The sequence below is a fragment of the Companilactobacillus kimchiensis genome (genome assembly GCF_001438805.1).
Classification (GTDB): domain Bacteria; phylum Bacillota; class Bacilli; order Lactobacillales; family Lactobacillaceae; genus Companilactobacillus; species Companilactobacillus kimchiensis.
Genome location: NZ_JQCF01000018.1, coordinates 21459 through 47724, shown reverse-complemented (window position 1 = coordinate 47724; position 26266 = coordinate 21459). Strand labels below are relative to the sequence as shown.

Sequence of the window (26266 nt, the reverse complement as noted above, 5' to 3'; positions counted from 1 at the left end):
CAAACAACCGAACTTGGTAAAGAACCGTATTGTGATTACTACCATCTTTTTGTTTTAAGCGGAAAGAGCTATGTTAGGTTCCACGTTTATGCTGCAAGTTTAAAGTAAAAAATCAGTTATATTTCAGACGACCTTTTAAAAACTAGTTACTGTCACCAAAGATTTGTAGAATACTCATGAACAAGTTAATGAAGTCGAGAACTAAATTAACGGAAGCTAGCAAGGCGATTGCACCAAGACTTTGTGAAGATGAGTTATTTTGGTAAATTCGTTTGATGTTTTGTGAATCAAAAGCAATGTAGAATAAGAAGATAATGATGATAGCTGCACTAGTCAACATCATCAATGGGGTACTCTTAAAGATCAAGAGGTTGATTGCTTCAACGACAATGATTGAAATTAAACCAATCATTAAAGTGCGGCTCCATTTTGTTAGGTCTCGTTTAGTGATGAAACCATAAAAGGCTGAAACGATGAAGACAGCTGAGGTAACGGTTAAAGCTTGGACAATACTTTTAGCAGAGTAGATGTAAAAGATTGGTACTCCGATAAATGATAGTGTGAACAAAAATCCTAAGTAACTTAAGAACGTTAGGAAATATGATCTGGTTGCGAAACGGCCACAGAGACTGATAAAGGCGATCGGAACACCGATCATTAAAATCATTGAAATGATACGGTGTTGAGCCATACCTTGGAATAGTGCCATTGAAAGTGCTTTGTTATTAGCAATTGCTTGTGCGCAAATCGTCCAGAAGGCAATTCCTAATCCCGTGTAAAGATAGACTAGGGATGTGAATCTTGCCAAACCAGCAGATTTAACTTTATCTATAGTTTGCATAATTATCCTCCTCAATTGATAACTACAATAATTGTATAATAGGATAACATTTTTTGTTAATTTAAGGAACCATGAAGGGGGGTGGAATTATGGGTGAGATACATGATTTACGTTGTGAGAAGTGTGGTTACGGTATTAAGACTTGGTTAGGAATAGGGATGATGTATTCGCCAGAAATGATTTTCGAAGGAACTGATCCATCATTAGTTGAGTTGGTCGATGATGAGCAGATTTCGACATCAGCTTTGGAATTAGTTAAAACTGGTGCTGAAATTAATGACCATTATGGTCATGCTTTATATGCTTGTACCAATGATTTTTATTTATTTAATAAATTCTATTTTAAAATTGATGAAATGGAACCGGAATATCCTTGTCCATACTGTGATAATACTTTGAAACGAATTACTTTTGCTAAAGGTCGGGCAGGTGTAACTAGATTGCAGTTTATCGATGATGAAAAATTTTGGCACTGTCCTAAATGTGGCAATGATTCAATGAATGAAGTATCGTTTAGTAACTGGGATTAGAAGGAGTTAATTGATGGATGATTTTACAGTTTATAATGAAGCAATTGATGAGTTGCCGATTGTTGTGGATATACCTCATAGTGGAACAGAGATTCCTTTAGCAGTTCAAAAAGAACTCATACCAGGGATCTTGTTGCCTAATGTTGATTGGTTTTTACAAGATCTGTATGACTTTGTACCACAACAAGGATTCACTACCTTAGAAAACAATTTACATCGCTATTTAGCCGATCCGAATCGAAATGCCAAGATGACCAAATTGGATGGAGATTACCGTCATGAAGTGGTTTATAGTCGGACAACCTTCGGCAAACCTATTTATCACAATGAATTATCTGAAACCGAGATTCAAGGTCGAATCGACAGCTTTTACAAGCCATATCATGACAAGTTACAGCAGTTGTTAAATCACAAGTTAGAGAAGTTTGAAAAAGTTTACCTGTTGGATCTGCATAGTTTTGCGGAATATCCACATGAGGAGAACGTCCAGGCAGCTGATGTTGTATTGGGAAATAAGACAGATACGACTTCAGATATGAAATTACGGGAGTTTTTGACAGCACGTTTTGAAGAAAAAGGTTATACCGTCTCAAATAATCATCCATTTTCCGGAGGCTATATCACGCAACATTACGGTCAGAATCCAAGAATTGAAGCAATTCAGATCGAGTTAGCATATCACATGTATATTGAGAATCGCTATTTTGGTGAGGAAGAGTTGTCAGGCGTTAATGTAGGAACTTTTACCACAGCTAAGAATAGTCTTCAGAGTATCTTTTTGTCATTATTTGATTATGTGAACTAAGAATCAGCCGGTTATTTAAATATTTGATATAACACTAAAAACACATTACATTATTGTTTAAGAATCTCAAGTAAAGGATTGACAATAATATAATGTGTTTTTTTGAATAAAATAACAATAAAACAGTTATCTAGTCTGGAGCAACAAGGCTGATTGGCTCAGCAGTAAAATTATTCTTAGCAATTTATTGCTTAGAATAAGGTCGAGCTTGGAGACGATGCGAACTTCATCGGCTTCAAGTCGACCTACTGCGTTCCAGCCAAATCAGCCTTGTTGTGGAAGACGGCATACTTGATGACCACTTAGGATTCCAAATAGACCGCTTAACCAGATAAGCTATACAGGCAAACTGCGATGTGGTGTAATACTTGTAACGAAAGGGTTGTTCGATGTGAAGATAAAATTAGACATTTCACCGCAGTATTTACAAAAAGAAGTTATCATCAAAGCTTCCGAGAATGATGGTGAAGTACAAGCAATTTTGAACAGTATTAAAGATGTTGAAAGTAAATTCAACCATCTCAACGGATATATCGGTGAAACAGTCTACTCACTCGAACTAAAGGGAATCCTTTTCTTTGAGACCAATGACCGGAATGTCTATGCTCATACGATCGACAATGCCTTTTTAATTCATTTTCGATTGTATGAGTTGGAAGAGAATTTACCGGATAACTTTTTGCGAGTTTCTAAGTCATCAATTTTAAACGTTGATGAAATTCTGTCACTCTCACGTTCAGTGACTGGAAATTTGGTTCAATTTAAAAATACCTATAAAAAGATCTATGTCTCACGTCGATTCTTGAAAGACTTGAAACTTAGATTGGAACAAAGGAAGTTTTGATTATGAGAAATAGAAATGGAATCTTTTGGGGCCTGTTCCTACTATTAAGTGCCGCAATCCTCGTGGTCAGTCAAATGCACTTGATCACTTATACATTTGGATTCTGGACAATTATTGTGACAATTATGTTAGTGGCTGTTCTGATTAAAAGTTTAGTTTATTTTGCAATACCGGGCACGGTCTTCTCGTTAGCCTTTTTAGCAATTTTATATGCTAAACCTTTAGGAATCACCGCTTTAGTACCATGGACAATTCTAGGTGCTGCTTTGTTGATCTCCATCGGATTGTCGATGATATTTCGTCCCTTGATAGCAAGACACCGTCCTTGGATGAATAAAAAATATTATCGTGGTTATAGCTGGCATCATGGGCGAAATTTTAACGGTAACGGCGATCCTGATGTGAAAACAGTCAATGATTCAGATGTCGACGTTTATGTCAAAATGGGCAGCAGTATCAGATATGTGAAGTCCGAAAATTTTAAAGAAGCCAATATTGATGTTTCCATGGGAGATGCCAAAGTTTATTTTGAAAATGTGACCGTAGAAGGGACCGCTGTGATCAACGTCAATGCCTCGTTAGGTGGAATTGAATTGTATATTCCCAAAACTTGGAATGTGGTCAAAGAGTTGGACAATAATATGGGAGGCGTTAGTGAAGTTGGGTTCTCTGATGTTACTGTTGATAGTCCTGTTGTTACGATACGAGGATTAGTTTCCTTGTCAGGATTGAAAATTAGTTATATTTAAAGAGTGGGACATAGCATGATCAGTTTAATAGACTTAAAATAAATAGACACGATAATCATGTTTTGGTTCTTTCTGATGTTTGGTTAAAAATTCCGTCTTCCATGACAAAGCCGATTTGGCTGGAACGCAGTAGGCCGACTTGAAGCCGATGAAATTCGCATCGTCCCCAAGCTCGACCTCATTCTAAGCAATAAATTGTTAAGAATAATTTTACTGCTGAGCCAATCGGCTTTGTTATTCCAGACTAGATAGCTGGTTGATTGTTATTTATTTGGATGTAGCCCACTTAATAACCGAACTTGAGTAAGAGCCATGTTTTGATTACTGTGTCTATTCGTTTTAAGTGGGAGAAGTTATATTTTGCCTCACGTTTTTGTCGTGCATTTTAAACCTATTCTTGCAAAAGAGTGCTTTATAGAAATAGTAACTAAGAGTATCATTCTATTTCTATAAAATGGCAGAATATTGAAATGGAAACAAAATATATGTTATCTATTTCAATAAAATGGATAAATATTAAAATAGAATCACCTTTTGCTATTTCTATTTCTTTAAAATGTTAAACTAATAGAATAAATAGGTAATATATTTTATCAGTTTTGGAGGAATAAAAGATGGAATTAAAACCACTATCAGTTTTGAAATATATGAGCAATACAAACGATAGTATTGATGTTTCAAAGGAATATGAGAATCGGCTTAATGGTGTGGCAACGTTTAAAACCAATTTATATCCTTATTTGACTGATAAATATGGGGAACAGCATGATAATTATCCAATCTTTTTTATAGAGACACGTGATTTATCTATACTTAGTGCTGATATTTATAAAAAATCTAGAAAAATAGAACAATTAAGTAATTCTTTACCAGGAATAGCTAAAAGTAGTTACGCAAATTCTTTGTTAACTAATGAAATTCAATTCAGTAATGAGATTGAAGGGGTCAAAACTAAAAGAGAAGAAATTGGAACGATTGTTGATGATTTACAGAATAATAATAATACTAATCAGAAAAGACTAGTTTCTACTGTACAAAAATATTTAGATATATTAAATATCAATAGACCTGAAATTAAGATAAATAGTTTTGATGACCTAAGAGTTATATATGATAGATTAACGGCAGGGGAAATAGACCTTGATAAATTGCCCGACGGTGAATACTTTAGGAATAGTCCAGTTCGCATAGGAACTTCATTAGAAACTGTACATACGCCACCTGCAAATGAGAAATTAATTGAGAACAAGTTATCAACATTGATAAGTTTTATGAATAATGAGAAAATACCACCCATAGAAAAGTCGTTAATTACACACTTTATGTTTGAAAATACTCATCCATTTAGTGATGGTAATGGCAGAATGGGTAGATACTTATTATCACAATATTTAGGTAAAAAAATAGATCCATTTACAGCTTTATCAATATCAGGTTCAATTCATGAGAATCAACAAAAATATTATAAAATATTTAAAGAAGCCGACAAATATGAGAATTATGGCGAATTAACATTTTTCATTCATGAAATGATGAGACTGATTTTAGATAGTCAAAATGAAGTATTAAACAGAATGAATCAATTGTTAGAAACTCTTAACGAATATAAAAATAATCTAAAAATAATTTTGAAAATTGAAGATGAACATGATACTGAATTTGAGATATTACTTATATTTGTTGAGTCTAAATTATTTAACATTGATTCATCGTTAGGTATTAAAGATACGGATTTAATAAATATGTTGTATAGGGAAGATACAAAGAAATATAAAAAAGTAAAAGTAAAAGGAATTATTAATAAATATGAAGAAAAAGGTATATTACAAAAAATTAATGGAAAACCTTTACAACATGAAATAATTATTTAAGAAATATAAAAAAAGTAGCATTTAGATGCTACTTTTTTATTTTGTCCTAAAACGACTAAATGTGACGTCTCGATTTTATAAAATAACTGTGACATCCGAAACTGAAAGAAGGTCGAAAATGCAAATAGATGACGATAAATCAAATCATGGTCAAAGTGATATTTTGATTGTACCTATTTTGACAACCGATCCAGGCAGTAAAGATTTGGAACAAATTATTATTAAAAACACTTCATATTTTTTTCTGGAACCAGATGAAATGACGTTTCTCAAACAGGCCACTCTAAAGGGTCAACAAGATTTATCGAAAGGGAAGTTTGTTATTGGTGTTTGGTCACGTTATCAGACTGAAACAGTTATTGCCAGTATTTATCAGATTGGTGATGATATTGAATATCTCGATAGTTTACCAGAATATAAAAATTGTCGTGTAGGGGATTTGGTAACTGGATTGCCAGCAGATTTTCAAGTAGCAGAGGGATTTTTTATTAAGTAGGGGGCATTATATGTTAGAGATAGAAAATTTAGTGAGTACGGAATCAACAATGGAAATAGATGGTGATCAACAGACTGCCAATCTCTTTTTATGTTTGTTGAAACCATGGAATGAATCACACGGGGATAATTCAAAAAATATTTTGGCACAAGAATTTGAAACAATGTTGAATCGAAAACTCAGTCCTAAGAATGAACAAATTTTGATTGCAGCGTTGGGAGAGTACCAACGAAATAGATTTGTTGCCAATAATGTGGAAACAAGTGAACCCACGAAACAAGATTTGGAAAGTTTCATGGATACTTGGGACAAATTTGGTAATGAATTTAATCTGATTGAACCAGTCAAAAATGAATATATAGAAGAATTGCATAATTTGCTGACAGATAAATATTCTGAAATTGAAAAATTGATTCAAGATAATAAATTACTTGAATCATTGGATGATTTATTAAGTCCTGATTTTAAGCAAGTTATTATGAGTGAAAAATTTCGATTAGTCGATAAAATTTCCAAAGCGATTATTGGTAATGAAACTGGGAATTATCAGAATAATTTAACCAATTATTTGAAACAAGTATTAGCTGATAAGTTAGCAAAGCAGATCAATGATGCCTTGAATCCAATTAATAATTTACCTTATTTTATGAATTATTATTGGCCAATGGTTTCTGATGTGAAGTTTGATGATGTGTCAGAAAAAACCAATTATTTGGAAACACTTTATCAAAGACAGGGTAAAGCAAGCCAACGAGCTTTTAATATAAAAAAGCAACTCAATCAAATTGAGTCATATAAGATTTGTAATTTGACAGGTTCACAAGGCATTGATAGCAGTGCTACTAAAAATATGAGTCATATTATTTTAGATAGAATTTATAACGAAACTGATGATGGACAATTAAAGTTTGTCTTCAATAGTTATAAATGTAATTGGGAAGATGGTTTGAAAGCTGATTTTAGACAGAGATTTAATGGTCTTTCTGATTTGGAATTGGATAAAAAATATCGTGAAGAGTGTGAACAATACTTTTACGAATTGATCCGACCAAGTGCTTCATTGTCAGCCAATAATTTACATCGGGTAGGTATTTCTGACGATGATTATCAAGCTATGCAAGCTTCAATTGGGATTAAATAAAAAGGGGATAATAATGAAAAAATATTGGGGAATTTTAGGCGCAACATTGGTCGCATTGACTTTGACTGGTTGTGGTAATCACTCGCAGGCTAAGTCTAGTGATAGTAAGAAAGTTACTACGCATAAGGTGGTTAAGGCTAGTCATAAAAAAAATACTAAATCTACAGGTAAGAAGCAACAAGCTACTACATCAAGCAGTAGTGCCACAAGTACCGAATTTTCTAATCAAAATTTTGTATCCAAATATGAGGATGCCATTTCAGGTATTTTCTTCAAGGGAAATCAATTTATCTGGGTTTATAACGAAATTACTAATGGGGATAGTTCGGAGTTAGTTTCAACTCAAGGTACATATTCATATGATTCTAAATCACAGATAGTGACTTTGAACGTGGCAAATCAATCGAAGACATATACTGGTAAAGCTACTCAGTTGTCACGCTACTATTATGAAAGTGTTGGCGCATCACCAGCTAATTCCAGTTTGCAGCTGAAATATAGTGCTGGAAATGAAGCTTCAATGACTCCACAAAATGGTAGTTTTGGAAGTAAGACACTTCAAAGCGTGCAATCCAATCAAGTTTTGAGTTATGACTACGCTGTAAGTAAGTATAGTGTTCAAAAGGTTGATTCTTCTATGCAAAAAGGACAAAACACGATCAATAGTGCTGAGGACCTTAAGAAATTTATGCTTGATCATGATTTGATAAACCCTTCATCAGATCATGTCAAAATAGAAGCCTATGACGGTGGTGGTCAATTTGACGAATTTCCAGTTTATGATCAAACGGATTACGACGACGCTATGGCTAGTAAAGATGGGATAGAACCTGAAAAGACAGTTAGTGCTAAATATTCAGTGGCCTTAGATACAGGTGCAACAAGTACAGTGTATTTCTTGGGTAATGATAATAATATTTATTATGAAATGCTTGGTACAAGGCCAGAAGTAGAATTGGCTCCGAATGTAGATTCTACTTATCATATGTATTACGGACAATAAATAGAAGAGCTGATTAGTTTGTAATTCTCAAAATCAGTAATTGAATATTTAAATAAAAAGGCAATGATTTCTCATTGCCCTTTTTGCTATATGTTAAAAGCGACAAATAATGACGTCTTCATTTCATATAATGAATTTGTAATTATATGGTAAATGTCGAAGGGGGATGCGTATGTTAAAGGTATCAAGAAATACTGAGTATGAGTTTGCAACAAAGATTAATAGGGATAAAAAAATCTAATTTAGTATTACAGATTTGGCAGTTGATCACGCCATAGTAAAAGAAACCATTTGAGTTCGAGATTATATTATTGCAGATTATTGATGAAATTGAATGGGAATAGAGATATCGCAAGTAAGGTGAGTCTTATTTTTATGAATTAACATATATGGGATGTGAATTAGCTGCTGATAATATTCATCCAGTTGGCAGTTCGGATGGAGCTTATTGGAAGTTGAAGGAATAAATTTAGTAGTGAAATAAATATTATTAAGTGAGGGAAAAGTAATGGATGAAAATAACATTTGGAAAAATGGAAGCTTTAATGGATTAAGTTTTGATGAAACGGTTAAAAAATATATTCAATATCAGCCTAAAGAGAATGCAACAGAAAAAAAAATTGAAGATTTTAAAGCAAATGATGATGGGAAAAATTTTTCATGGGTATTAGATTCTGATAGGGGATATTTAAATATAAATGACAGCAATAGAAGTATTGATTGGGGAATACCCAATCAAGTCATTGGCAATCCGGATACGGCAAATGTGTTTTTATGTTTATTAAATCCTAGAACCAGAAATGATACTTCAGAATGTAGTAATTTGAAAAAATATATTGATTTGGAAAATAAGAATAATGGGGAGTTTTTTAATTCAATTGACGAATATAAAACGCACATTATTAATGATAAAGAGAATATTTTGAATCAAGAGGCTCTAAGATTATCCGGAAGAAAATTGAAACCTAGCGAATACTTCGATGTATTAATTCCAAAAATCAAAGACTATATTGATGAACATATAAGACTGGGAACATATACAATCACTGAAACGAGTTGGGAAACCCTTGGAAAAAAATTTGTACTAACAGATGATTTTAAAATAATTATTAACCGTGAATTTAATGAAATGGTTAATAATAACGATAAAAATGTATTAATCGCAAAAACAGATAATAAAAATGAATTAATAAGTGATAAATTGAAATGTGCAATATCAGATGAAATTAAAAAATGGATTAATACTTATAATAGATTAAGGTCTAAAAAAACGTCTAAAAAAGTGTCCGAAAAATTATTGAATAAAAGATTAGAAGAAAAGTTAAAATCAAAAATTGAAGCTGAATTAGATCCCCTTAATGATGCATATTATTTTAAAGAATATTATTCAAGTTTATTAATGAAAAATACGTCTTTGAATAAGAGAGACTATTTAGATAGTATTTATAGTAATGGGAATAAATTTGAATTGCTTAAAATTTGTGATTTAGAATTGCTTCCATACAGAACAATTGACGAACATGGTATTAAATTTAATGATAACGCTAAATATAGGGATTTAATATCATCGCGGTATGTAGCATCTTTAATTATTAAGCGTATAAAAAAATACGAAATACAATATGATAGGTACGAATCTAAATTGAAAAAGTCTGATTTAGAAAAGTGTAAAGACAAAGAGCCAATAAAACCAATTTTTATTTTTAGATCATATAGCCATTGGGAGGAAACCATTAAGTATTGTTTGAAGCATGAGGGTAATGATATGAAACTAAATGAAGTTTATGAAACTCTTGAGGAAAATTATTTTTATAGATTTCCAAATGCAAAAGGGACCATTACCCCAGGTAATATAAAGAAAGTTAGATTGCCTCAAGATGAATTTACAGAAATAAGAAAGAAACTATAAATCTAATTCGTAAAGATCAATCAAATTGATTTTTGATAGGTCTTTTATTTAATTAAAGTTGAGATGACTATGTTATTTTCATTCTTTTCAACGATTGCCATATAGTGTCACCCCAATTTAATACAATAATTACATAATCAAAATCTGATTAAGATTAAATAGGGGATAAATATGAAAAAACATTGGGGTATTATCATAATAGCCTTAGCAGTTTTCACTTTAGCTGGTTGTGGCAATAATTCACAGAGTAAATCTAGTAATGCCAAGCATGTGACGACACATAAGGTGGACCCAACAAAGCCGAAGGTTAAAACGAGTACAGCTTTCTCTGGTCGTGTTTTTACAGGGGATTGGACTTTGAATATGTCGCCAATTATGTTTAAAGGTGACCAATTTATTTGGAAATATAATGTTCCAATTAAAATGGATTCAACGGATGATGATCCTAATGGGGGAATCTACGAGTTAGCTTCTTTGCAAGGTAATTACAGTTATAATCCCAAGACAAAGGTAATAACTCTACATGTCAACAAGCAGTCAAAAGGATACCTTGGAACAGACGAAGGATTGAATGAAAATAAATATCAATCAATTGCTAATGCTTCATTGCCAAGTCAAATTCATTTGCAATGCCAGGCTAAAGCTAGTAGCGGTCAGAAATATTTGAAGTTATTAGACAGTGGGCTCCATATAGATTCGCCAATGTTTGAAGGAAATTCTAGTGGCTTTACATATGAAAGCATGGTTCGTAAATATGGTGTTAATAATATCGGATCAATGATGCAAAAAGAAACAAGTGCAGAAACACAAGATTCTGATTCACAAAGTTCAGATTCACAAAACACGACTATTAACAGTGCCCAAGATTTCAGTAACTTTCTAAAGAAGTATGACATAACTTCTGATGACGAAATAGTTGCTAATGGGGACAGCAGTAAGGAATATAAGGGCTACTATATGGAAAACTATAGTGAAGCCTATGATAATCCAGGATCTGTTGAACCAGATGAGATGGTTCATGCTAAATATATGGTTACAATTCCTTCGTCAGAAGAAGAAATTTATATTTTTGGAACTAATGGTCGAATTTATTCGGGTAGATCTTCGTCACGTTCAGAAGTTCAAGTTGCCGTACCGTTAAACACTGAGTATAACAAAAGGCTTAATAATAACTAAAAAAACCGTTGATGAATTTTCATCAACGGTTTTTTGTAAGGGAAGGATCATTAAAATTTATAGCAAATGAATACCATTTTCATCACATTTTTCACGTAAATCTTCAGGCCAAACAGCAGCTTGAACTTCACCAACGTGAGCTTTACCAAGCAATAACATACATAGACGTGATTGTCCGATACCACCACCGATTGTGTATGGTAATTCACCAGCTAATAACATCTTATGGAATGGTAATGAAGCACGATCTTCAGCGTGAGCAATCTTTAATTGTTCTCTCATTGATTCTTCAGAAACACGGATACCCATACTTGAGATTTCCAAAGCGTGTTGTAAAGGTTCATACCAGAACAAGATATCACCATTTAGTTTCCAGTCATCGTAATCGGGAGCACGACCATCGTGACGTTTGCCACTCTTCATAGGTCCACCGATTTGCATTAAGAAGACACAGCCGAGTTCTTTACAGATAGCATCTTCACGTTCCTTAGGAGTCTTGTCAGGCCAGCGGTCTTCAAGTTCTTGAGTTGTGACAAAGTGAATTTCGTCAGGTAAATGATGAACAGCCTTAGGGAATTTGTACCAAACCTCGTGTTCCATATGTTTGATAACTTTGAAAATTTGTTTAACAGTAGCTTCGAGAGTTTCAGTTGTACGCTCGTCTTTAGCAATAATCTTTTCCCAATCCCATTGATCAACGTAGATTGAGTGAATGTTATCAAGATCTTCATCTTTTCTGATAGCGTTCATGTTAGTGTAAATACCTTCGTGCATGTCAAAGTCATAACGTTTCAAAGCTAGACGTTTCCATTTTGCAAGTGAGTGCACGATTTCAATTGTTTCACCGGGGATACCCTTCATTGAGAATGAAACAGGAGATTCGACACCGTTAAGGTTATCATTAAGACCAGTACCTTTTTCGACCATCATTGGTGCAGATAGACGGGATAAGTTTAGTTCTTTACCAAATTCATCTTGGAATGTTTCACGAATATATTGGATAGCTTTTTGTGTTTCTTTAACAGATAGTTTTGGGTCGTAGTCCTTAGGTATAATCAAGTCCATAATAATTTCCTCCAAAGTGTAAAATCAAGTTTAATACAAAATAAAAAAGTCTTTCATTCCAACTATTAATTAAATAATTAATAATTGGGACGAAAGACTTTTCGCGGTACCACCCAAGTTGCCTATCTAAAATAGGCCACCTCAATAAGAGCACTGACATGCTCCACCGATGGTAACGTACCGGTTAACGTCTGAACTTACTTTGACCGAAGTCATTTGAGCCAGAAACATAAGAAAGTGTTATTCGGATGATCCATTTACCAATTGGGTTCTCACCATTCCCAAATCACTGTTAGTGTGGAAAATCTTACTATTCTTTCTTTTCGTTTTTATCTTGTGACACTTATATTAGCATTATTTTTCGAAATGTAAATAATTAAATTTGAAAAAAATTAATTATTTAGATAGTTATTAAAATGAATCTAATGTAGAGAACTGATATTTCAAGTATTAAATTGTTTTTATAATTAAATATATTGACTTTTTATACTGAAGTATAAAAATGCTTTATTTCCTGGATTCCTTTAAAATTGTAAAAAAGGTTGGAGGAATAGGGAGATGAATAAAAAGAAGACGCTCATAATCGCAATTTTGATGAACATCATAATGGCTTTTTCAATGTTTAATATGGGGCATGAAATTAAGGCGGAGACAATGGGGCATGAAGATACTATGTCTAAAATCACTCCAGACAACTTAATGGATACAAATACAGTAACGCCATATCAAACGCCGACGGCTGATCCGGTAATTCTTTTATTTATCTGGCTAACTTCGGGATATAATCTTCAACCTGAAAATCAATATACATATGTGAATAATCCCAAAACCCTTTATACAGACTCAGGTAGATCGGTCATAGATGCACTATTAGGATTAGGATTATTGACTAGTCCAAGTTATACCTGGTATCAATCGACAGATGGTCAGACGTGGACGGAGATGACGCAGAAGACGAAAAATTTAACAGTGACTCCCAATAAAATAGGCACAGTTTATTATCAACAGGAGACACAGTGGAAGGGACTACTGGCAAAAACAACAACCATCTATTCGCAAGTAGCTTTTATTACAACTTTTCCGGAACCAATTAAAGCAACTCGCTTAGATGTTACGGCTGACATTAATTATTTGTACAATAATCAATCTAGTGCTGATACGACTTATGTAACGGGTACACCAACACCTTACAATGCGACGGGAAATATTACATGGAAGGTTGACAATACTAATTTGGCAACGGTTGATAGTAAAACTGGTTTAGTGACAGCAAACACTGAAAAAACAGCGGGTACAGTAAGAGTTACAGGAACAATGACAAATGCTGATAATACAAGCGTTAGTGGTTATGTAGATATTCGTATTGGTGGGGGATTGGATAATCAAACGGTTGATGAGGGGCAAGCAGCCACTTTTGAAATTCAAGGTGAATTTGATGAGGATCCAACGAAAGTAGTTTGGCATCGAATCGATGTTGGAGGCAAGGATACAATAGTTGAAAATATCAGTAGTGATCCACTTATTTATAAGACTGCCAAAACAGTTTATGCAACTGATAATGGAGTCAAATATTATGCGGTGATGACAGTAACAAGTGGGGAAAGTACAACGACTATGACAACTAATCAGGCATTACTGACGGTTAAAAAGAATACTGTCCCAGCCTTGATGCTAAGCAATACAATTTTTAATAACAGTCATAATGATCATAATGATGCCAATACGATAATTGGTGGTGTGAGTGAGAATGATAAGGTTAGTTATACAATTAATTTGAATGAACAAAATGTTAATTCGGTACTTGCTAAGGCCGAGCTGAAATTAAAATTACCGATAATGTCGAATGTTGATGCGGTCAAAGTTAATGACCAAGATTACCAAAGTTATCAGATAATTCCGAATGGGGAAGATACCCAGAGTGCTATCTTGGAAATTTACGATCTAGATTTCGTTGCTATGAAGAATATCAAAATAGAAGTTGATACAACCATAGGTGAAACTAGTCCGACACCATTTAATTCAACCGGTACATTAATTGGCCATGACAGTAAGGGAAACATCATTGGAACGTACAGTACGGGCGATACTTTAACGATAAATTTTGGTGATAATAAGATTGATTTGAAAGCTAATGATTGGAATTACGGCAAGATCAATTCTTATGGCGTACAATCTCTGCTGAATAGAGAAAAGATTGCTGGAAATCCCTTAGAAGTCAGTGATAATAGACGTAATAAAAAGGGATTGAAACTTTATTTAGCCCAAAATAATCCGTTTAAATCTGAAGGTAATATTCTAAATTCGAATTTAAGATATTACCATTCTGACGGAAGTTTTGATGTATTAAATAGAACAGGTACTCTCATTTCAGAGACAGCAGATGGACAGACATTGGAACCTGTAAATTGGGCTGATAATGAAGGTCCAAGATTGTTGGTTGAGAATGGCTATCATGTTGCCGGGATATATTCCACTGAATTGGAGTGGTCTTTGGTTGAATCGGTTTAGAATAAATGAAAAGAGTCCTGTGAATAATCTGACGATTATTTACAGAACTCTTTTTTTAATGCATTAATAATGTCACAAAATTGAATAACAATTTACCACCATACAAGATGATGATCACACCACAGACCAGATTGATGATTCGCAAAACTTTAGCGTTGAATTTATCTTTAAATTTAGTCACGATGGCATTTAAAATAATAAACCACAAAGCTGAGGCAATTCCCACTCCAGCGATAAAAATTGGATAACTGTAAGTTGGCAATGTAACTTGGAAGGCCCCCAACATCATTGATCCGTCGATGATAGCTTGCGGATTGAACCAAATTACGATAAAAGCTGATGAAATAGTTTCTAAAAGATTTTTTTCCGATGCTTCAGCGTTAATATCAGTCGTTTGTGACCTTAATAAATTAATTCCCATATAAATTACGATCAAACTTCCCACCAAAAGAATGATCAATTGCAACCACTCGAATTTTTTCATGATGGCGCCGATACCGAAGAAGCAAGCAAAGGCTAAAGTAACATCGAAGAAAATGATGATCAAGGCGGTTAGAAATGATTTGCGACGCGTTTGTGTTAAAGCTGCATTGATGACAAATAAATTAGCTAGACCAATTGGCGCATCATAGGCTATCCCCATAGTTAATCCTTGTAAGAAAAAGTTCATAATTTAACCCCCTTTACCAGCCAAAATAATATAGAAAAATTTGACTACCATAACGATTATAGGGATATTATTAGGTAATGTAACCAACCAAATATAACTTTTCGACCCAACCAAAAGGAGATAATTATGAAACGAAGTCGTCCGATTCAAATTGACTGGCAACCTGATAAAAAAAGTCAGCTTCCGGTCTACCGTCAGATTGTGCAATACGTCTGTGATAAAGTGGCTAATGGTGAGTGGGCAATTGGTTCCAGATTACCTTCACAACGGGCGCTGGCTGAATCATTTGCTGTTAATCGCAGTACCATTTCGACTGCCATTGATGAACTAACATCGTATGGAATAATATCGGGAGAGCATGGGGCAGGGACTCAAATCGTCAGTAATACTTGGTCATTGATGCTGCCAACTTCTTTGAGTTGGAAAAAGTATATTTCGTCAGGATATTTACAAGAAAATAATAAACGAATGCAACAGATCAACCGTTTGGAGTTTGCCCCTGACATAATACGCTTAGGAACCGGTGAATTGGATCCACGGTTATTTCCACAGCAAATGTGGGCTAAAACTTTACAAAAACTAAGTACTGAAATTACTTCTCTGGGATATGCTGAACCATTGGGAATACCTGAGTTACGCCAAGCAATTGCCAGACATATGAAAAAATTGGGTGTTGATGTTTCGACTAAGAATATCCTAATAACGTCAGGGGCTTTACAAGCTTTACAATTGATAGCCTCATGTATGTTGGAAGAAGGCAGTACTGTCTTTACAGAAGCTCCAACTTATTTAAAATCTTTACAAATGTTTCAATCAGCCGGTTTGAACTTGAATGGTATTCCCATGGATCACGATGGTTTAAAGTATTGGGAAATCGAGAAGCAACTAAAAAAGAGTGATTCTGCAATTCTTTATACGATTCCGACCAACCAAAATCCGACCGGCATCACAATGTCTAATCTTCGTCGTCAGGAACTAATGGATTTTTGCATAAAAAATAGGCTACCGATCATTGAAGACGGAGCCTATCAGGAACTATGTTTTGATGATGAAGCAGCTATACCACTGAAGGCTATCGACGATAATGGCATGGTAATGTACTTAGGAAGTGCTTCGAAGAGTTTAGCGCCCGGTTTGCGGATCGGTTGGGTAATTGCTTCAGAACCAGTGATCCAACGCTTAGGCGATGCCAAAATGCAAATGGACTATGGTGCTAGTTCGTTGTCACAGTTAGTGTTTGCTGAATTTCTGAATAGTGGGATGTATGAAAAATATCTGACTGAATTAAAAGTTGAACTGAAGAAACGCCGAGATAATGCTTTGGTGACTTTGGATAAATACTTTAAAGATATTGCTACTTGGAATGTACCTGTTGGCGGATTTTATATTTGGTTGACCTTTAATGATGAAGTTGAGATCGATGGATTGTTTGAGAAGGCTATTGATCAGGGAATACTTTTGAATCCAGGGGATGTTTATGATTTTAAACATAATCGATCACTTAGATTGTCGTTTGCCTATGTTGATTGTGGGGAATTTACTAGTGCCATGATGATGCTAAATGAAATTTTGAAAAGTTAGGATTAATTGTAAGTATTTTAAAATTAAAAAACCAACTATCATTTAAGGATATTTTAGGTTGATTCGTCAGGTATAATTAAAGGTGATAAATTAATTTCAATTAGAGGATCTATGAATATATGACAAAAAAATTGTCCAAAAAGAATGTTGATCGTTTAACAAGATCATTAAAAGTAGTAAAAGTAGAAAAAGATGTGGAAAATGCATGGCGAGAATTATTTAGTAGTTATTACAGTGATGCAGAGAGTAAAAAAAATGGATCACCAATTATGTCACCTTATGATACAGATGGATATATTGAGGTTAGTAATGAGATGCTTAATCCGTTGAGAATATTACTAGAGTTCAAATTTAAAACAAATTTGAATAAATTGTCAGACCGAGTCAGGATAACGGCTCAATGTATTCACTATTTAAGAAAGTTCAGTAAAGAGAAAGAGGCAGTTATTCCAAATATAATTGTAGGTGCTGATGAAGATCAAGCATTTGTCTTATATGTACCTAATTTTTTAAAGTATTTGGATAGAGACTACAATTGGGAATCTTCACCTAGTTCCGCATGGAAAGATGATCCAAAACTAGTTAATGATCTTACAAAGGATAAAAATATGTCAGTTTGGGTGTATACAATAGATGCTGATAATAGTAGCCAAAGATTTGATAATGTGAAGAGCTTATTTGAAGAAATAAAGTATTTAGTTGAACAACCAGAAGATAGAAGCTATAAAGTACAAGTTACAGATGTTAATATGGATGAACTTTTTTCGAATTTTGAAAAGGCAAGCTTTGTTGATCCTAAAAGTGTAAAGACCAGAACGGCGGTCAATATTTTTATGCAAACAATGATAGGTAATAATCAGGATTACTACTTGGTTCCCAATAATCCTAATCAATTACATATTCCTGGAGATAAAAAAATATCAGTGAATGGTAGTGCAATCCAAGCATACTTTAAACATTTTGATAGAAACATAAAACCTTCAGAGAAGGATAAAATGTTTGCAATAGCTGATAGGCTTATAGAGGATCATTCTAGACGTAACAAGGGGGACTTTTGGACCCCCACTATTTGGGCTAATGAAGCAAATAAAATGATAGAAGATGTGGTTGGAGCTGATTATAAAGAAAAATCAATTGTATGGGATAGTGCTTCTGGGACCAAAAATCTAACAAGAGATTTTAAATATTCTAAGTTATATTCCTCAACATTTTTTGATGAGGAAATAAATATGAGTACAAAATATAATCCTAACTCAGTGTCATTTCAATATGATTTTTTAAATGATGATTTTTATATAAATAATAAAGAGCACGGCGAATATAAAACGCCTGTAAATACACCAAATTCTGATGATTGGAAAATGCCAGATGAACTTTTTAATGACTTGATTAACTCTGGTAATAAACCCATAATATTTTATACAAATCCACCATATGCCACTGCTAACGATTTACATGCTAATGGAAAGCATAAATCTGGAATTGCTAAAAACTTTGTAAACGATTATATGAAAATAAAGAAAAATGGGAAATCAGAATATGGGAATGCTTCTCAACAACTTTATGCTCAATTCATGGTCAGAATGTTAAAAATTATAGAAGATTTTAATCTTAAAAATGTGTATATTGCATTATTTACTAATGCTAGGTTTATGAGTGGCGGCGACTATTTTAGAAAATTTAATGGAAAATTCTTTTCAAAATTCAAATTCCAAAAAGGATGTTTATTAAATGCCGGAGAGTTTGCTGATACATCTGATCAGTGGCCGATAATGTTTAGCATATATAAATTAAGGTCAAATTATTTAGATGAGAGTATTGCTGAAAATCAGAAACATGAATTTGAAGTTAAGGAGACAAAATGGGAAAATGACAATCTTTCTATCAGGAAATATACAAAAAAAATAATGGAAACAGTATATAAGGAAGATGCGTTAAATTATTGGGCTAAAGAGACATTGAAAAAACATCCAGAGTTTAGCGATACATATCCACAACTTGGAAAGGCCATGGAAGAGTCATCAGGTAAAAGTCCACGAGGTAAATTATACGAAGGGTCATTAGGATTTATGGTTAATAATTCTAATAATATTGGCAAAGGAACCTATCAAGGGGGTGTCTATATATTTACAAGTTCGGCATATGAAAGTAATGGATTCAATGTGATGCCTGAAAATTTTGATCGTGCAGTAGTTAATTTTGCTGCGAGAAGAACAATAGCACCAAATTGGATTACAGCGCAAGATAATTATAAAAAGCCTAATGTCAGTGACCCTATATATTCAGAGTTTGTGAATGATTCATTAATCATGTCATTATTTGATAATCAAAGTTATCAGGCAGCGTATCGTAATTGGAATGATTTTAATAATATAAAGGGATATAAAAATAGGTGGGCAAACCAATGGTTCTGGTTGGATAAGGAATGGATCAAAAATAAAGCAGATGAGAAAAACTCACCAGTAGTTTTTGATGATATCCGGGATGATAGTGATAGATTTGTTGCTAAGGAAATAAAGAAAAGAAAGTTTTCTGAAGAGGCTAGTGATGTAATAATGTTAAGCCAAATGCTGTATGAGGAACAACTGTCCAGCCGACAGTCTTCAATAATTGATCTTCCCCAATTATCATTAGAAGCATGGGATATTGGATGGTATCAAATGAAACAGATAAATAATATTTTTCCAAGTAAAACAATGGATTGGTTAAAGGAAAAAATAAGTAAACTGAAATTAAAATGTGAAAAAAATGTTTATGAATTAAATATGTTAATAAAATAGAATAGTAGATGGTAATATGTGTGCATTCAATCAACAACTATCTAACCCCAATACCAATTACTTCATAATAGATTCCAGTTCCAGCCTCACTCACAACGACGTAGACTTCAAATTCTACAGCTACCAAAACAAAAGCAACAAACAACTCCACGCTGGAGACCTAATAATCTATCGCAGGTCCGGCAGTTCGTGAAAATCCAGAAGCTGGCAGTGACTTGGTACAAATCAAGCATCCTTATCTCTTTTCACATCACCTAATGAAACAAAACCTGAGAACTTTTGATTGGAAATTCAGAACTTTCAAGGGTAAGTGGTCTAACCTTTTTTAATATGAACGGGATTACCCAGATACCCAAGGAGGATTTCGTAGGTCTTTTGGAACGTCAAAGAGATTAAGTTCCTGAAGAACCAAGGTTGTCAAAATTTACAATCTTGACCTCTGTTCCTTTAATTTTAGAAAAACGTTTTAACAAAAGATACTTGATTCTCTTTTAGGACAGACCACTCCCTTGGAAGAAATGATTTTTTTTAATTAAGTTCAATATCATATTAATCCGTTTAAGAACCTTCCAAAACAGTCGATTATAAACATTGAATCGACTCAATTGAATAATCTTAGAACGCGAATGCCGTACTATTTTTGCCGTTATTCTAAATAATTGTAATCTTAGCGTGTTGATTTGCTTGCAACTTTCAGTTGCTGGCAAAGCCAAACACTGCATAATCTGAACTATATTAAATGCTAAAGCACTCAAGGTAGCTCTAATAGAGTTCACTCTAAAACCGTGACACAGTTGGTTGTGATGCTAGTTTTTTTTGTTAAAGAGTAATTTTAACGCTGGATCATTCTGTAAAAAATTAGCGGACGAATCATTTTTATATCCGGCAATCAGCTGAAATAGTATTTGTAGAAGTATATCTGAATTAGAATGTTCTTTAAATTTACGTGGGTCATCAAAATGAATTTGATGATCTATTAATTTTGAAAAATCTAATTTATCAAGATATTCGGATACTAACGCTAATCCACCATTTGCAGTAAAATTACCACCATTATTAATAATTTGTACGTTGGGGTTGCTGTGTAATTTAATTTTATGTAATATTGTCATTAGAAACTCTCTCCCGATATTATGTTTTTAGAGGTAATTTCACAATATCATAGGTGGGTTTTTTTGCACCCACTGGGTGTAAAAGAAAAGCCTTAGACTCCCAATCGTAGAAGCGATTGTAAAGTCTAAGGCTATTTTTATGAATTATTCAGGGTCTAGTTAATAAATTAAGTATGGATTCATCCATTTTGGATAGAGTTTTCGATGAATTTATAAAAGCATTACCCAGTCGCCTTGTCAGGCTTCTGAATAATGCTTCATAATATGAAAAATCTATATTTTATTATTCTACCTCAACGGGCTCAACGGTTGGGGACTATTTCTGTCCTTTCAACTTTTAGTTATTTATTATTAATCATTTTTCTTAAGATACTGGGCATTACTTGTAGTTGTGCAAACAATTGTTCTTCTGTATGCAAAATGCCGTATTTTGTAGACCTAGCATTACCACTTTTTATTATTATTCCCTTTTCGATTAGAGAAGATAATGTTCTGCTTACTATGGATCTGGAAAGCTTAGTTTCGTCTTCAATTTGTTTATGACTGAGTTCTCGAGAACCGTTCGAGACAATGCATTTTAATATCTCACGTTCTCGTTCACTAATTTCCTCACCAGAGAATGAATCAGCATAATCTACTTTCCAAATTTTTAGTTTGGTTTGTTTATTATCTGTATTAATGATAGGTACTCTATAATCATTGTTGATAGCAGATTCATAGATCTTTTCACCACCGTGACCTGCACGTTCACCTTTTCCCATTTGAATAAACAGTTTTGATATTATGGGATTTCTAGTTTTGGAATTATTAGTTGTAAAAAAGTCTTTAGGAGATATTTTCATTTTTCCCGGATTCGTGAATTCATAGTAGTTAATGAATACATTGGCAACAATTGGAGAACTACCATAATAATCAGCATGCATCAACATATTTAATATTGCCTCTCGTAAAGCTATAACCATATTTCCAGATGTATCAACCCGACTAAGATCCTGATTTAATTTGAAGGGCTCAGGAATTGTATTACTGATAGTATTTATGACTTTATTGTAAAAAGAGAATATGTTCAAATTTCCTTCAATTGAGGAGATTCTATCTGTCCATCTTTGATAAGGGTTAGATTTATCAAAATAATCTAATTGGAAGTTAGGGAAGGTATGTAATATAGCATTGTTTTCTCCAAAAAATAACAATCCACCAACAGTTATTCCATACTGTCCGTTACCATAGTAGTCTTTTGATATTACCCCTATTTTTTTAGAAAAGCCTCTGTTGAATAATCTTTATATGATTCATAACCAGATCTTTTTGATATTATTTCTTGATATTCTTTAATGTTTTCTAAATTTAGATCCTCCATAGAGTAATTTGGGAGGACCTTTGTATCAAGATCATCTCTAGAGTCACGGAGTAATATTTGCAAGTCTTCTTTTTTAGCTTTGATATCAACCGCACCTTTTCTAACATAGGCAGAACCTTTAGAATAAATGGGCTTTTTATTAAATGTAGCCTCATGAACGGTTATCTCTATTAATGAAATGTCATCTTCTAAATTGATACATTTAACGTCATCATTTTTTATAGTACTATAATTGATTGTGTTTCCTATAGTTGACCAAAAATCATCAAGTACCTGTTGAGTATTATTAATGCCTAGCGGGATGAAAGATTTTATGCCATTTTTTGTAACTTCATCGACACCTAAAATCAAAAGTCCTCCATCGGTATTTTCGAAAGCTGATATTGTTTCCCAAAGGTCTTTTGAAAGTTTTGATTGATTACTTTTGTACTCTAGATGTTCATTTTCATTAGGCAATGATGTGTAGTCCATACAGTCCTCTCCCTTTTTAAATTAGATGGATATGTGCAGATAATGTGCAGATAATTTTTTTGAAAAGCATTGATATATCAACGCTGATTCGATTTTTAAAATCCAATATGTGCAGATAATGTGTAGATTCTTACGGAGTGTTTTCAATTCATTATTATACAATAATAAGTATAAATTGTATTAACGGGTAATTGGAAAACAATGCATCAAAATGTAGAAGTAGAGTCTCTGATTATATGTATAAGTACCAATACAAGTTAATTACTCTAAAAATAAACTGTAAATAAGATCAAAAAATACTCACCGAAACCATCTAATTATTTGATGATTCCGATGAGTATTTTATTTGTCTTAATCTTCAGTCAAAACCCGATACAATCCCAAGTCCACTTCATGCTCCAATCTCAAAGTGAAATCAACTAATTTAGTTGGTTTACCATCGATATTCTTTTCAACAACATCTTTAGCACTAAGAACCTTGGCTGATCCAAGACAATAAAAATCACTACCTTCAAGTTTATTATTAGTAGATTTCCTGATAAATACTTGGATCATTCCAAATCCATTATTTTCAATAATCTTACGTTCCGTATTGCTAGAAGTAGTGCGACCACCTTTAGAGAATAAGGGAATCGTTGAACGGTCCAAGAAGGTATTTTCATATACCATCTTATTTTGGAAATTTTCAGTTTTCGTTAAAGATATAAATACCGGAAGAAAACGGTCGTCTTGTCGGAGACTGTACCCACCAACACTTAGATAATTGGGCTCTTTTTCCCAATCCAGCATTTTAATAACATCGTAACGGTAATACTTTTTGCCAATCGTGAATCGATCATGATATGCGGTAGGGCTTTTGTGTAATTCCCATAGATTTGCGGCAATTGCATCGATGAAATATTCTTTGAATACAGATGACTGCAATGCTGATAGGAATTTGGTAGTAAATTTCCAAATACCATTAGTACGCTGAATTAGAGGTATATCACCATATTTTTCACGCTTTTTTTTCACAAAATAACTTAAATCTAAAACCGAGGCAACGTTATCCAATGAATCTTTATCGTAAAAAATATCACGAGATTTAAGTTCAGATATAACTTCATCATCAGTGATTGAAGATTGATCCAATAATTTCTTGAGTATTAAAGCCTCAATCGGACGTTTTGATACGGCAACTTCTTTAGAAACAAAGACTAGAAATAAATATTGTTCATTGCTAAGTGATCTCGAGAAGTTTTCCTCAAATTTTGCTTGCATGTCATATAATGTTTCAAACTTTTGAATAATATCAGAGACATCAATATCACCCATTTTTGCAAAATCTAATAACATTGGTGAGTGAAGTCCAATCTTGTCTTTAAGATTCTGATAGGCTGATTTGAAACGTTTCATATCGTTTAACCGTGCTTTTGAAACAGCAGTTAAAATGCGTTTACGGGCAATCTCTTCGAAATGAATCGTTGAGACGCCAGAGATAGTTGGACTGATGATTTGATTTCGAATATTTTCTTTATTACTGCTGTGAGAGCGGTCAAACGCCATTGGTATCATATAGTTCTCATCGTAGTTTCCAATAAAATCAAGAATCGTGACGAATTCTTTATTAGGAGATTTGCGTAGACCACGACCGAGTTGTTGCAGAAAAATGATACTGGATTTAGTAGGACGCATCATAATTATTTGATTGATTATGGGAATGTCTACACCTTCATTGAAAATATCGACGGTAATAATATATTGTAAATCCCCGTTATTTAGCTGATCGACTGCATCTTCACGTGTTTCAACTGAATCCGTAGCGGAAACAAAGACTGCTTTAATACCACGGCTTTTGAGTTTGTTTGCTAATTCTCTGCCTTCTTCAATCCGGCTGACAAAAATCAAACCGTGAACATCATCATTACGAGGACCATAGTATTCAGTCTTTTCAATAATATGATCAACGCGTTCGTCTGACACTAGATATTTCAAACTGGTTTTGTCGTCTATCGATTCACCATCTTTTTCGTAATCAGTAACTCCAATGTAATGGAAGGGTGCAAGAAAGTCGTGATCAAGCGCATCAAGTAAGGGGATTTCATACGCAAGATTGTAATCAAAATAAGAATAGACATTTATCCCATCAGTTCGTTCAGGCGTTGCAGTCATTCCTAACATGAATTGAGGTTGGTAAAAATCCATTAGTCGTTGGTACATCGATTTCTTTTCACCGGGTAAGTTTTGACTGACACGATGTGCTTCATCAATAATGATGTAGTCGAAGGCATCTGAACTTAATTGCTTACAAATTGAGTCTTTAGATATCATATTGACTGTGGCAAAGAGATAACGAGCTGACAATTGTTGATGGTTACCACTGAGGATTCCGTAATCACTATCTGGACCACCTAAAACTTTTTGAAAACTTTGCATTGCCTTGCGTAGAATCTGCTCGCGATGGACAACAAATAACATTCGTTTGGGGTTAAATTGTTGCACGTCAAAAGCTGCTAAATAGGTTTTACCAGTTCCAGTTGCAGCAACTATCAAACCCTTTTTAGCATGGTTTACGTTTCTTAAATGTTTTAACGATTCTAAAGCTTCTTGTTGCATCTGATTGGGAGTAATTTTACTGGATTTATTTTGATTTCTTTTTACTCGTGGTCTTGAATAAGGAGGCAACCAATCTTTTCGATAATCATCTATCCACGATACAGTCAAAGGGATTGCTTGTTTCCAAAGAGTACTTAGTTCTGTTTTGACATTGTTAATAATATCTCCACGTTCAGTTGAAGTAATTCTAAGGTTCCATTCAAAATTTTTTTTCAAGGCGTTTTGAGTCAGATTGGCGCTACCGACTAATAAACTTTCAAAGTTACCATGATCGAAATAATAAGCTTTTGTGTGAAAGCCATCTTGATCTAAAACTCGTACATCAAGATTAGGGATATGTAATAAATCATCAAAAACTTTGGGATTATTAAAGCCAAGATATGTTGAGGTGATGAGGCGACCATGGATACCACGGGCTGCGATATCAGTTAAAATGGATTTCAAATCAAGCAAACCACCCAGCGTAACGAAGGCAACCGCAATTGTGAAAGTATTAGAGGTGCGTAGTCCTTCCTCCAAGGTATCTAGAACACTGCCATTATGATTGGTTACCAGTGCAGGTTGGTAATTGGCCAATGCTTGTGTTGAATTGTCTATAAATCCAAAATTTAATCCCTTGTTGATTTCATCCTCAATATTCATATGTAGACCCTATTTTTATCAATGAATCAGTAATAACTATTAAAATTTGATTCATTGAGCACTTTCATTAATAATTAATCCCAGTATATCAGATGTAAAAACACGGCCAATATTGAA

21 protein-coding genes and 1 other annotated feature are annotated in these 26266 nt (G+C 33.6%); of the genes, 13 read left to right on the top strand and 8 right to left on the bottom strand.

Features of this window, described 5'->3' with window-relative positions:
• Positions 1–142 precede the first annotated feature (142 nt).
• A complete protein-coding gene (locus IV57_RS09055; protein ID WP_057881204.1) occupies positions 143–841 on the bottom strand; it encodes a Bax inhibitor-1/YccA family protein in 699 nt (232 codons plus the stop codon).
• An 89-nt stretch (positions 842–930) separates the two neighbouring features.
• On the opposite strand from IV57_RS09055, the gene IV57_RS09050 reads away from it, so the two are divergent.
• The 10 genes from IV57_RS09050 (at position 931) to IV57_RS09005 (ending at position 11365) form a co-directional block, all read left to right on the top strand.
• Complete coding sequence (locus tag IV57_RS09050) at positions 931–1371, top strand: hypothetical protein (RefSeq protein WP_057881203.1); 441 nt, start codon at positions 931–933, stop codon at positions 1369–1371.
• 13 nt (positions 1372–1384) lie between these two features.
• A complete protein-coding gene (locus IV57_RS09045; RefSeq protein ID WP_057881202.1) occupies positions 1385–2176 on the top strand; it encodes an N-formylglutamate amidohydrolase in 792 nt (263 codons plus the stop codon).
• Between the two features lie 391 nt (positions 2177–2567).
• A complete protein-coding gene (locus IV57_RS09040) occupies positions 2568–3020 on the top strand; it encodes a LytTR family DNA-binding domain-containing protein (protein WP_057881201.1) in 453 nt (150 codons plus the stop codon).
• Positions 3021–3022: 2 nt separating this feature from the next.
• Positions 3023–3769, top strand: coding sequence for a LiaF transmembrane domain-containing protein (locus IV57_RS09035; RefSeq protein WP_057881200.1), 747 nt, complete (start codon positions 3023–3025; stop codon positions 3767–3769).
• 614 nt (positions 3770–4383) lie between these two features.
• Positions 4384–5640, top strand: a complete 1257-nt coding sequence (locus tag IV57_RS09030) for a Fic family protein (RefSeq protein ID WP_057881199.1) — start codon at positions 4384–4386, stop codon at positions 5638–5640.
• A gap of 118 nt (positions 5641–5758) precedes the next feature.
• Positions 5759–6136 (top strand): hypothetical protein, encoded by a 378-nt coding sequence (locus tag IV57_RS09025; protein WP_057881198.1) that lies wholly within the window; start codon positions 5759–5761, stop codon positions 6134–6136.
• Between the two features lie 10 nt (positions 6137–6146).
• Positions 6147–7277, top strand: coding sequence for a hypothetical protein (locus IV57_RS09020; protein ID WP_057881197.1), 1131 nt, complete (start codon positions 6147–6149; stop codon positions 7275–7277).
• A gap of 13 nt (positions 7278–7290) precedes the next feature.
• On the top strand, positions 7291–8280 hold the full coding sequence (locus IV57_RS09015) for a hypothetical protein (RefSeq protein ID WP_057881196.1): 990 nt from the start codon (positions 7291–7293) through the stop codon (positions 8278–8280).
• Between the two features lie 508 nt (positions 8281–8788).
• Positions 8789–10189 carry a hypothetical protein gene (locus IV57_RS09010; protein ID WP_057881195.1) on the top strand — a complete coding sequence of 467 codons (1401 nt, stop codon included), beginning with the start codon at positions 8789–8791 and terminating at the stop codon, positions 10187–10189.
• Between the two features lie 171 nt (positions 10190–10360).
• The gene (locus tag IV57_RS09005; protein WP_057881194.1) at positions 10361–11365 is read left to right on the top strand and encodes a hypothetical protein; all 1005 of its coding nucleotides are present in this window, start codon (positions 10361–10363) and stop codon (positions 11363–11365) included.
• A 57-nt stretch (positions 11366–11422) separates the two neighbouring features.
• Here the strand turns inward: IV57_RS09005 and asnA are convergent, their stop codons facing one another.
• Entirely contained in the window at positions 11423–12430 is a 1008-nt protein-coding gene (gene asnA / locus IV57_RS09000) for an aspartate--ammonia ligase (RefSeq protein WP_057881193.1), read from the bottom strand.
• 82 nt (positions 12431–12512) lie between these two features.
• Positions 12513–12763: a binding site (T-box leader), on the bottom strand.
• A 225-nt stretch (positions 12764–12988) separates the two neighbouring features.
• On the opposite strand from asnA, the gene IV57_RS08995 reads away from it, so the two are divergent.
• On the top strand, positions 12989–14938 hold the full coding sequence (locus tag IV57_RS08995; RefSeq protein WP_057881192.1) for an Ig-like domain-containing protein: 1950 nt from the start codon (positions 12989–12991) through the stop codon (positions 14936–14938).
• Positions 14939–14993: 55 nt separating this feature from the next.
• On the opposite strand, the gene IV57_RS08990 is transcribed toward IV57_RS08995, so the two are convergent.
• Positions 14994–15608, bottom strand: a complete 615-nt coding sequence (locus IV57_RS08990; protein WP_057881191.1) for a LysE/ArgO family amino acid transporter — start codon at positions 15606–15608, stop codon at positions 14994–14996.
• 126 nt (positions 15609–15734) lie between these two features.
• Here IV57_RS08990 and IV57_RS08985 point away from each other — a divergent pair, with 126 nt between their 5' ends.
• Both IV57_RS08985 and IV57_RS08980 read left to right on the top strand, forming a co-directional pair.
• Positions 15735–17189, top strand: a complete 1455-nt coding sequence (locus IV57_RS08985; protein WP_057881190.1) for an aminotransferase-like domain-containing protein — start codon at positions 15735–15737, stop codon at positions 17187–17189.
• A 119-nt stretch (positions 17190–17308) separates the two neighbouring features.
• Positions 17309–19969 carry a hypothetical protein gene (locus IV57_RS08980; protein ID WP_057881189.1) on the top strand — a complete coding sequence of 887 codons (2661 nt, stop codon included), beginning with the start codon at positions 17309–17311 and terminating at the stop codon, positions 19967–19969.
• 491 nt (positions 19970–20460) lie between these two features.
• Here IV57_RS08980 and IV57_RS13500 read toward each other — a convergent pair whose 3' ends face one another.
• The 5 genes from IV57_RS13500 to IV57_RS08960 form a co-directional block, all read right to left on the bottom strand.
• A complete protein-coding gene (locus tag IV57_RS13500) occupies positions 20461–20763 on the bottom strand; it encodes a transposase (protein ID WP_083488945.1) in 303 nt (100 codons plus the stop codon).
• A gap of 12 nt (positions 20764–20775) precedes the next feature.
• Positions 20776–21081, bottom strand: a complete 306-nt coding sequence (locus IV57_RS08975) for a transposase (RefSeq protein ID WP_057881188.1) — start codon at positions 21079–21081, stop codon at positions 20776–20778.
• Between the two features lie 341 nt (positions 21082–21422).
• Positions 21423–22274, bottom strand: a complete 852-nt coding sequence (locus IV57_RS08970) for an ATP-binding protein (RefSeq protein ID WP_057881187.1) — start codon at positions 22272–22274, stop codon at positions 21423–21425.
• A gap of 56 nt (positions 22275–22330) precedes the next feature.
• Complete coding sequence (locus tag IV57_RS08965) at positions 22331–22912, bottom strand: AlbA family DNA-binding domain-containing protein (RefSeq protein ID WP_057881186.1); 582 nt, start codon at positions 22910–22912, stop codon at positions 22331–22333.
• A 351-nt stretch (positions 22913–23263) separates the two neighbouring features.
• Positions 23264–26149 carry a DEAD/DEAH box helicase gene (locus IV57_RS08960; protein ID WP_057881185.1) on the bottom strand — a complete coding sequence of 962 codons (2886 nt, stop codon included), beginning with the start codon at positions 26147–26149 and terminating at the stop codon, positions 23264–23266.
• Positions 26150–26266 lie beyond the last annotated feature (117 nt).

Bases quoted from the DNA above. Each gene is read 5' to 3' on its own strand.
- IV57_RS09005 (WP_057881194.1), top strand. From the start codon at position 10,361: ATGAAAAAACATTGGGGTATTATCATAATAGCCTTAGCAGTTTTCACT.
- IV57_RS09020 (WP_057881197.1), top strand. From the start codon at position 6,147: ATGTTAGAGATAGAAAATTTAGTGAGTACGGAATCAACAATGGAAATA.
- IV57_RS08975 (WP_057881188.1), bottom strand. From the start codon at position 21,081: ATGACAATATTACATAAAATTAAATTACACAGCAACCCCAACGTACAA.
- IV57_RS08985 (WP_057881190.1), top strand. From the start codon at position 15,735: ATGAAACGAAGTCGTCCGATTCAAATTGACTGGCAACCTGATAAAAAA.
- IV57_RS09035 (WP_057881200.1), top strand. From the start codon at position 3,023: ATGAGAAATAGAAATGGAATCTTTTGGGGCCTGTTCCTACTATTAAGT.
- IV57_RS09025 (WP_057881198.1), top strand. From the start codon at position 5,759: ATGCAAATAGATGACGATAAATCAAATCATGGTCAAAGTGATATTTTG.
- IV57_RS08960 (WP_057881185.1), bottom strand. From the start codon at position 26,149: ATGAATATTGAGGATGAAATCAACAAGGGATTAAATTTTGGATTTATA.
- IV57_RS09015 (WP_057881196.1), top strand. From the start codon at position 7,291: ATGAAAAAATATTGGGGAATTTTAGGCGCAACATTGGTCGCATTGACT.
- IV57_RS08965 (WP_057881186.1), bottom strand. From the start codon at position 22,912: ATGGACTACACATCATTGCCTAATGAAAATGAACATCTAGAGTACAAA.
- IV57_RS09010 (WP_057881195.1), top strand. From the start codon at position 8,789: ATGGATGAAAATAACATTTGGAAAAATGGAAGCTTTAATGGATTAAGT.
- IV57_RS08980 (WP_057881189.1), top strand. From the start codon at position 17,309: ATGACAAAAAAATTGTCCAAAAAGAATGTTGATCGTTTAACAAGATCA.
- IV57_RS08995 (WP_057881192.1), top strand. From the start codon at position 12,989: ATGAATAAAAAGAAGACGCTCATAATCGCAATTTTGATGAACATCATA.
- IV57_RS09055 (WP_057881204.1), bottom strand. From the start codon at position 841: ATGCAAACTATAGATAAAGTTAAATCTGCTGGTTTGGCAAGATTCACA.
- IV57_RS08990 (WP_057881191.1), bottom strand. From the start codon at position 15,608: ATGAACTTTTTCTTACAAGGATTAACTATGGGGATAGCCTATGATGCG.
- asnA (WP_057881193.1), bottom strand. From the start codon at position 12,430: ATGGACTTGATTATACCTAAGGACTACGACCCAAAACTATCTGTTAAA.
- IV57_RS09050 (WP_057881203.1), top strand. From the start codon at position 931: ATGGGTGAGATACATGATTTACGTTGTGAGAAGTGTGGTTACGGTATT.
- IV57_RS09030 (WP_057881199.1), top strand. From the start codon at position 4,384: ATGGAATTAAAACCACTATCAGTTTTGAAATATATGAGCAATACAAAC.
- IV57_RS09045 (WP_057881202.1), top strand. From the start codon at position 1,385: ATGGATGATTTTACAGTTTATAATGAAGCAATTGATGAGTTGCCGATT.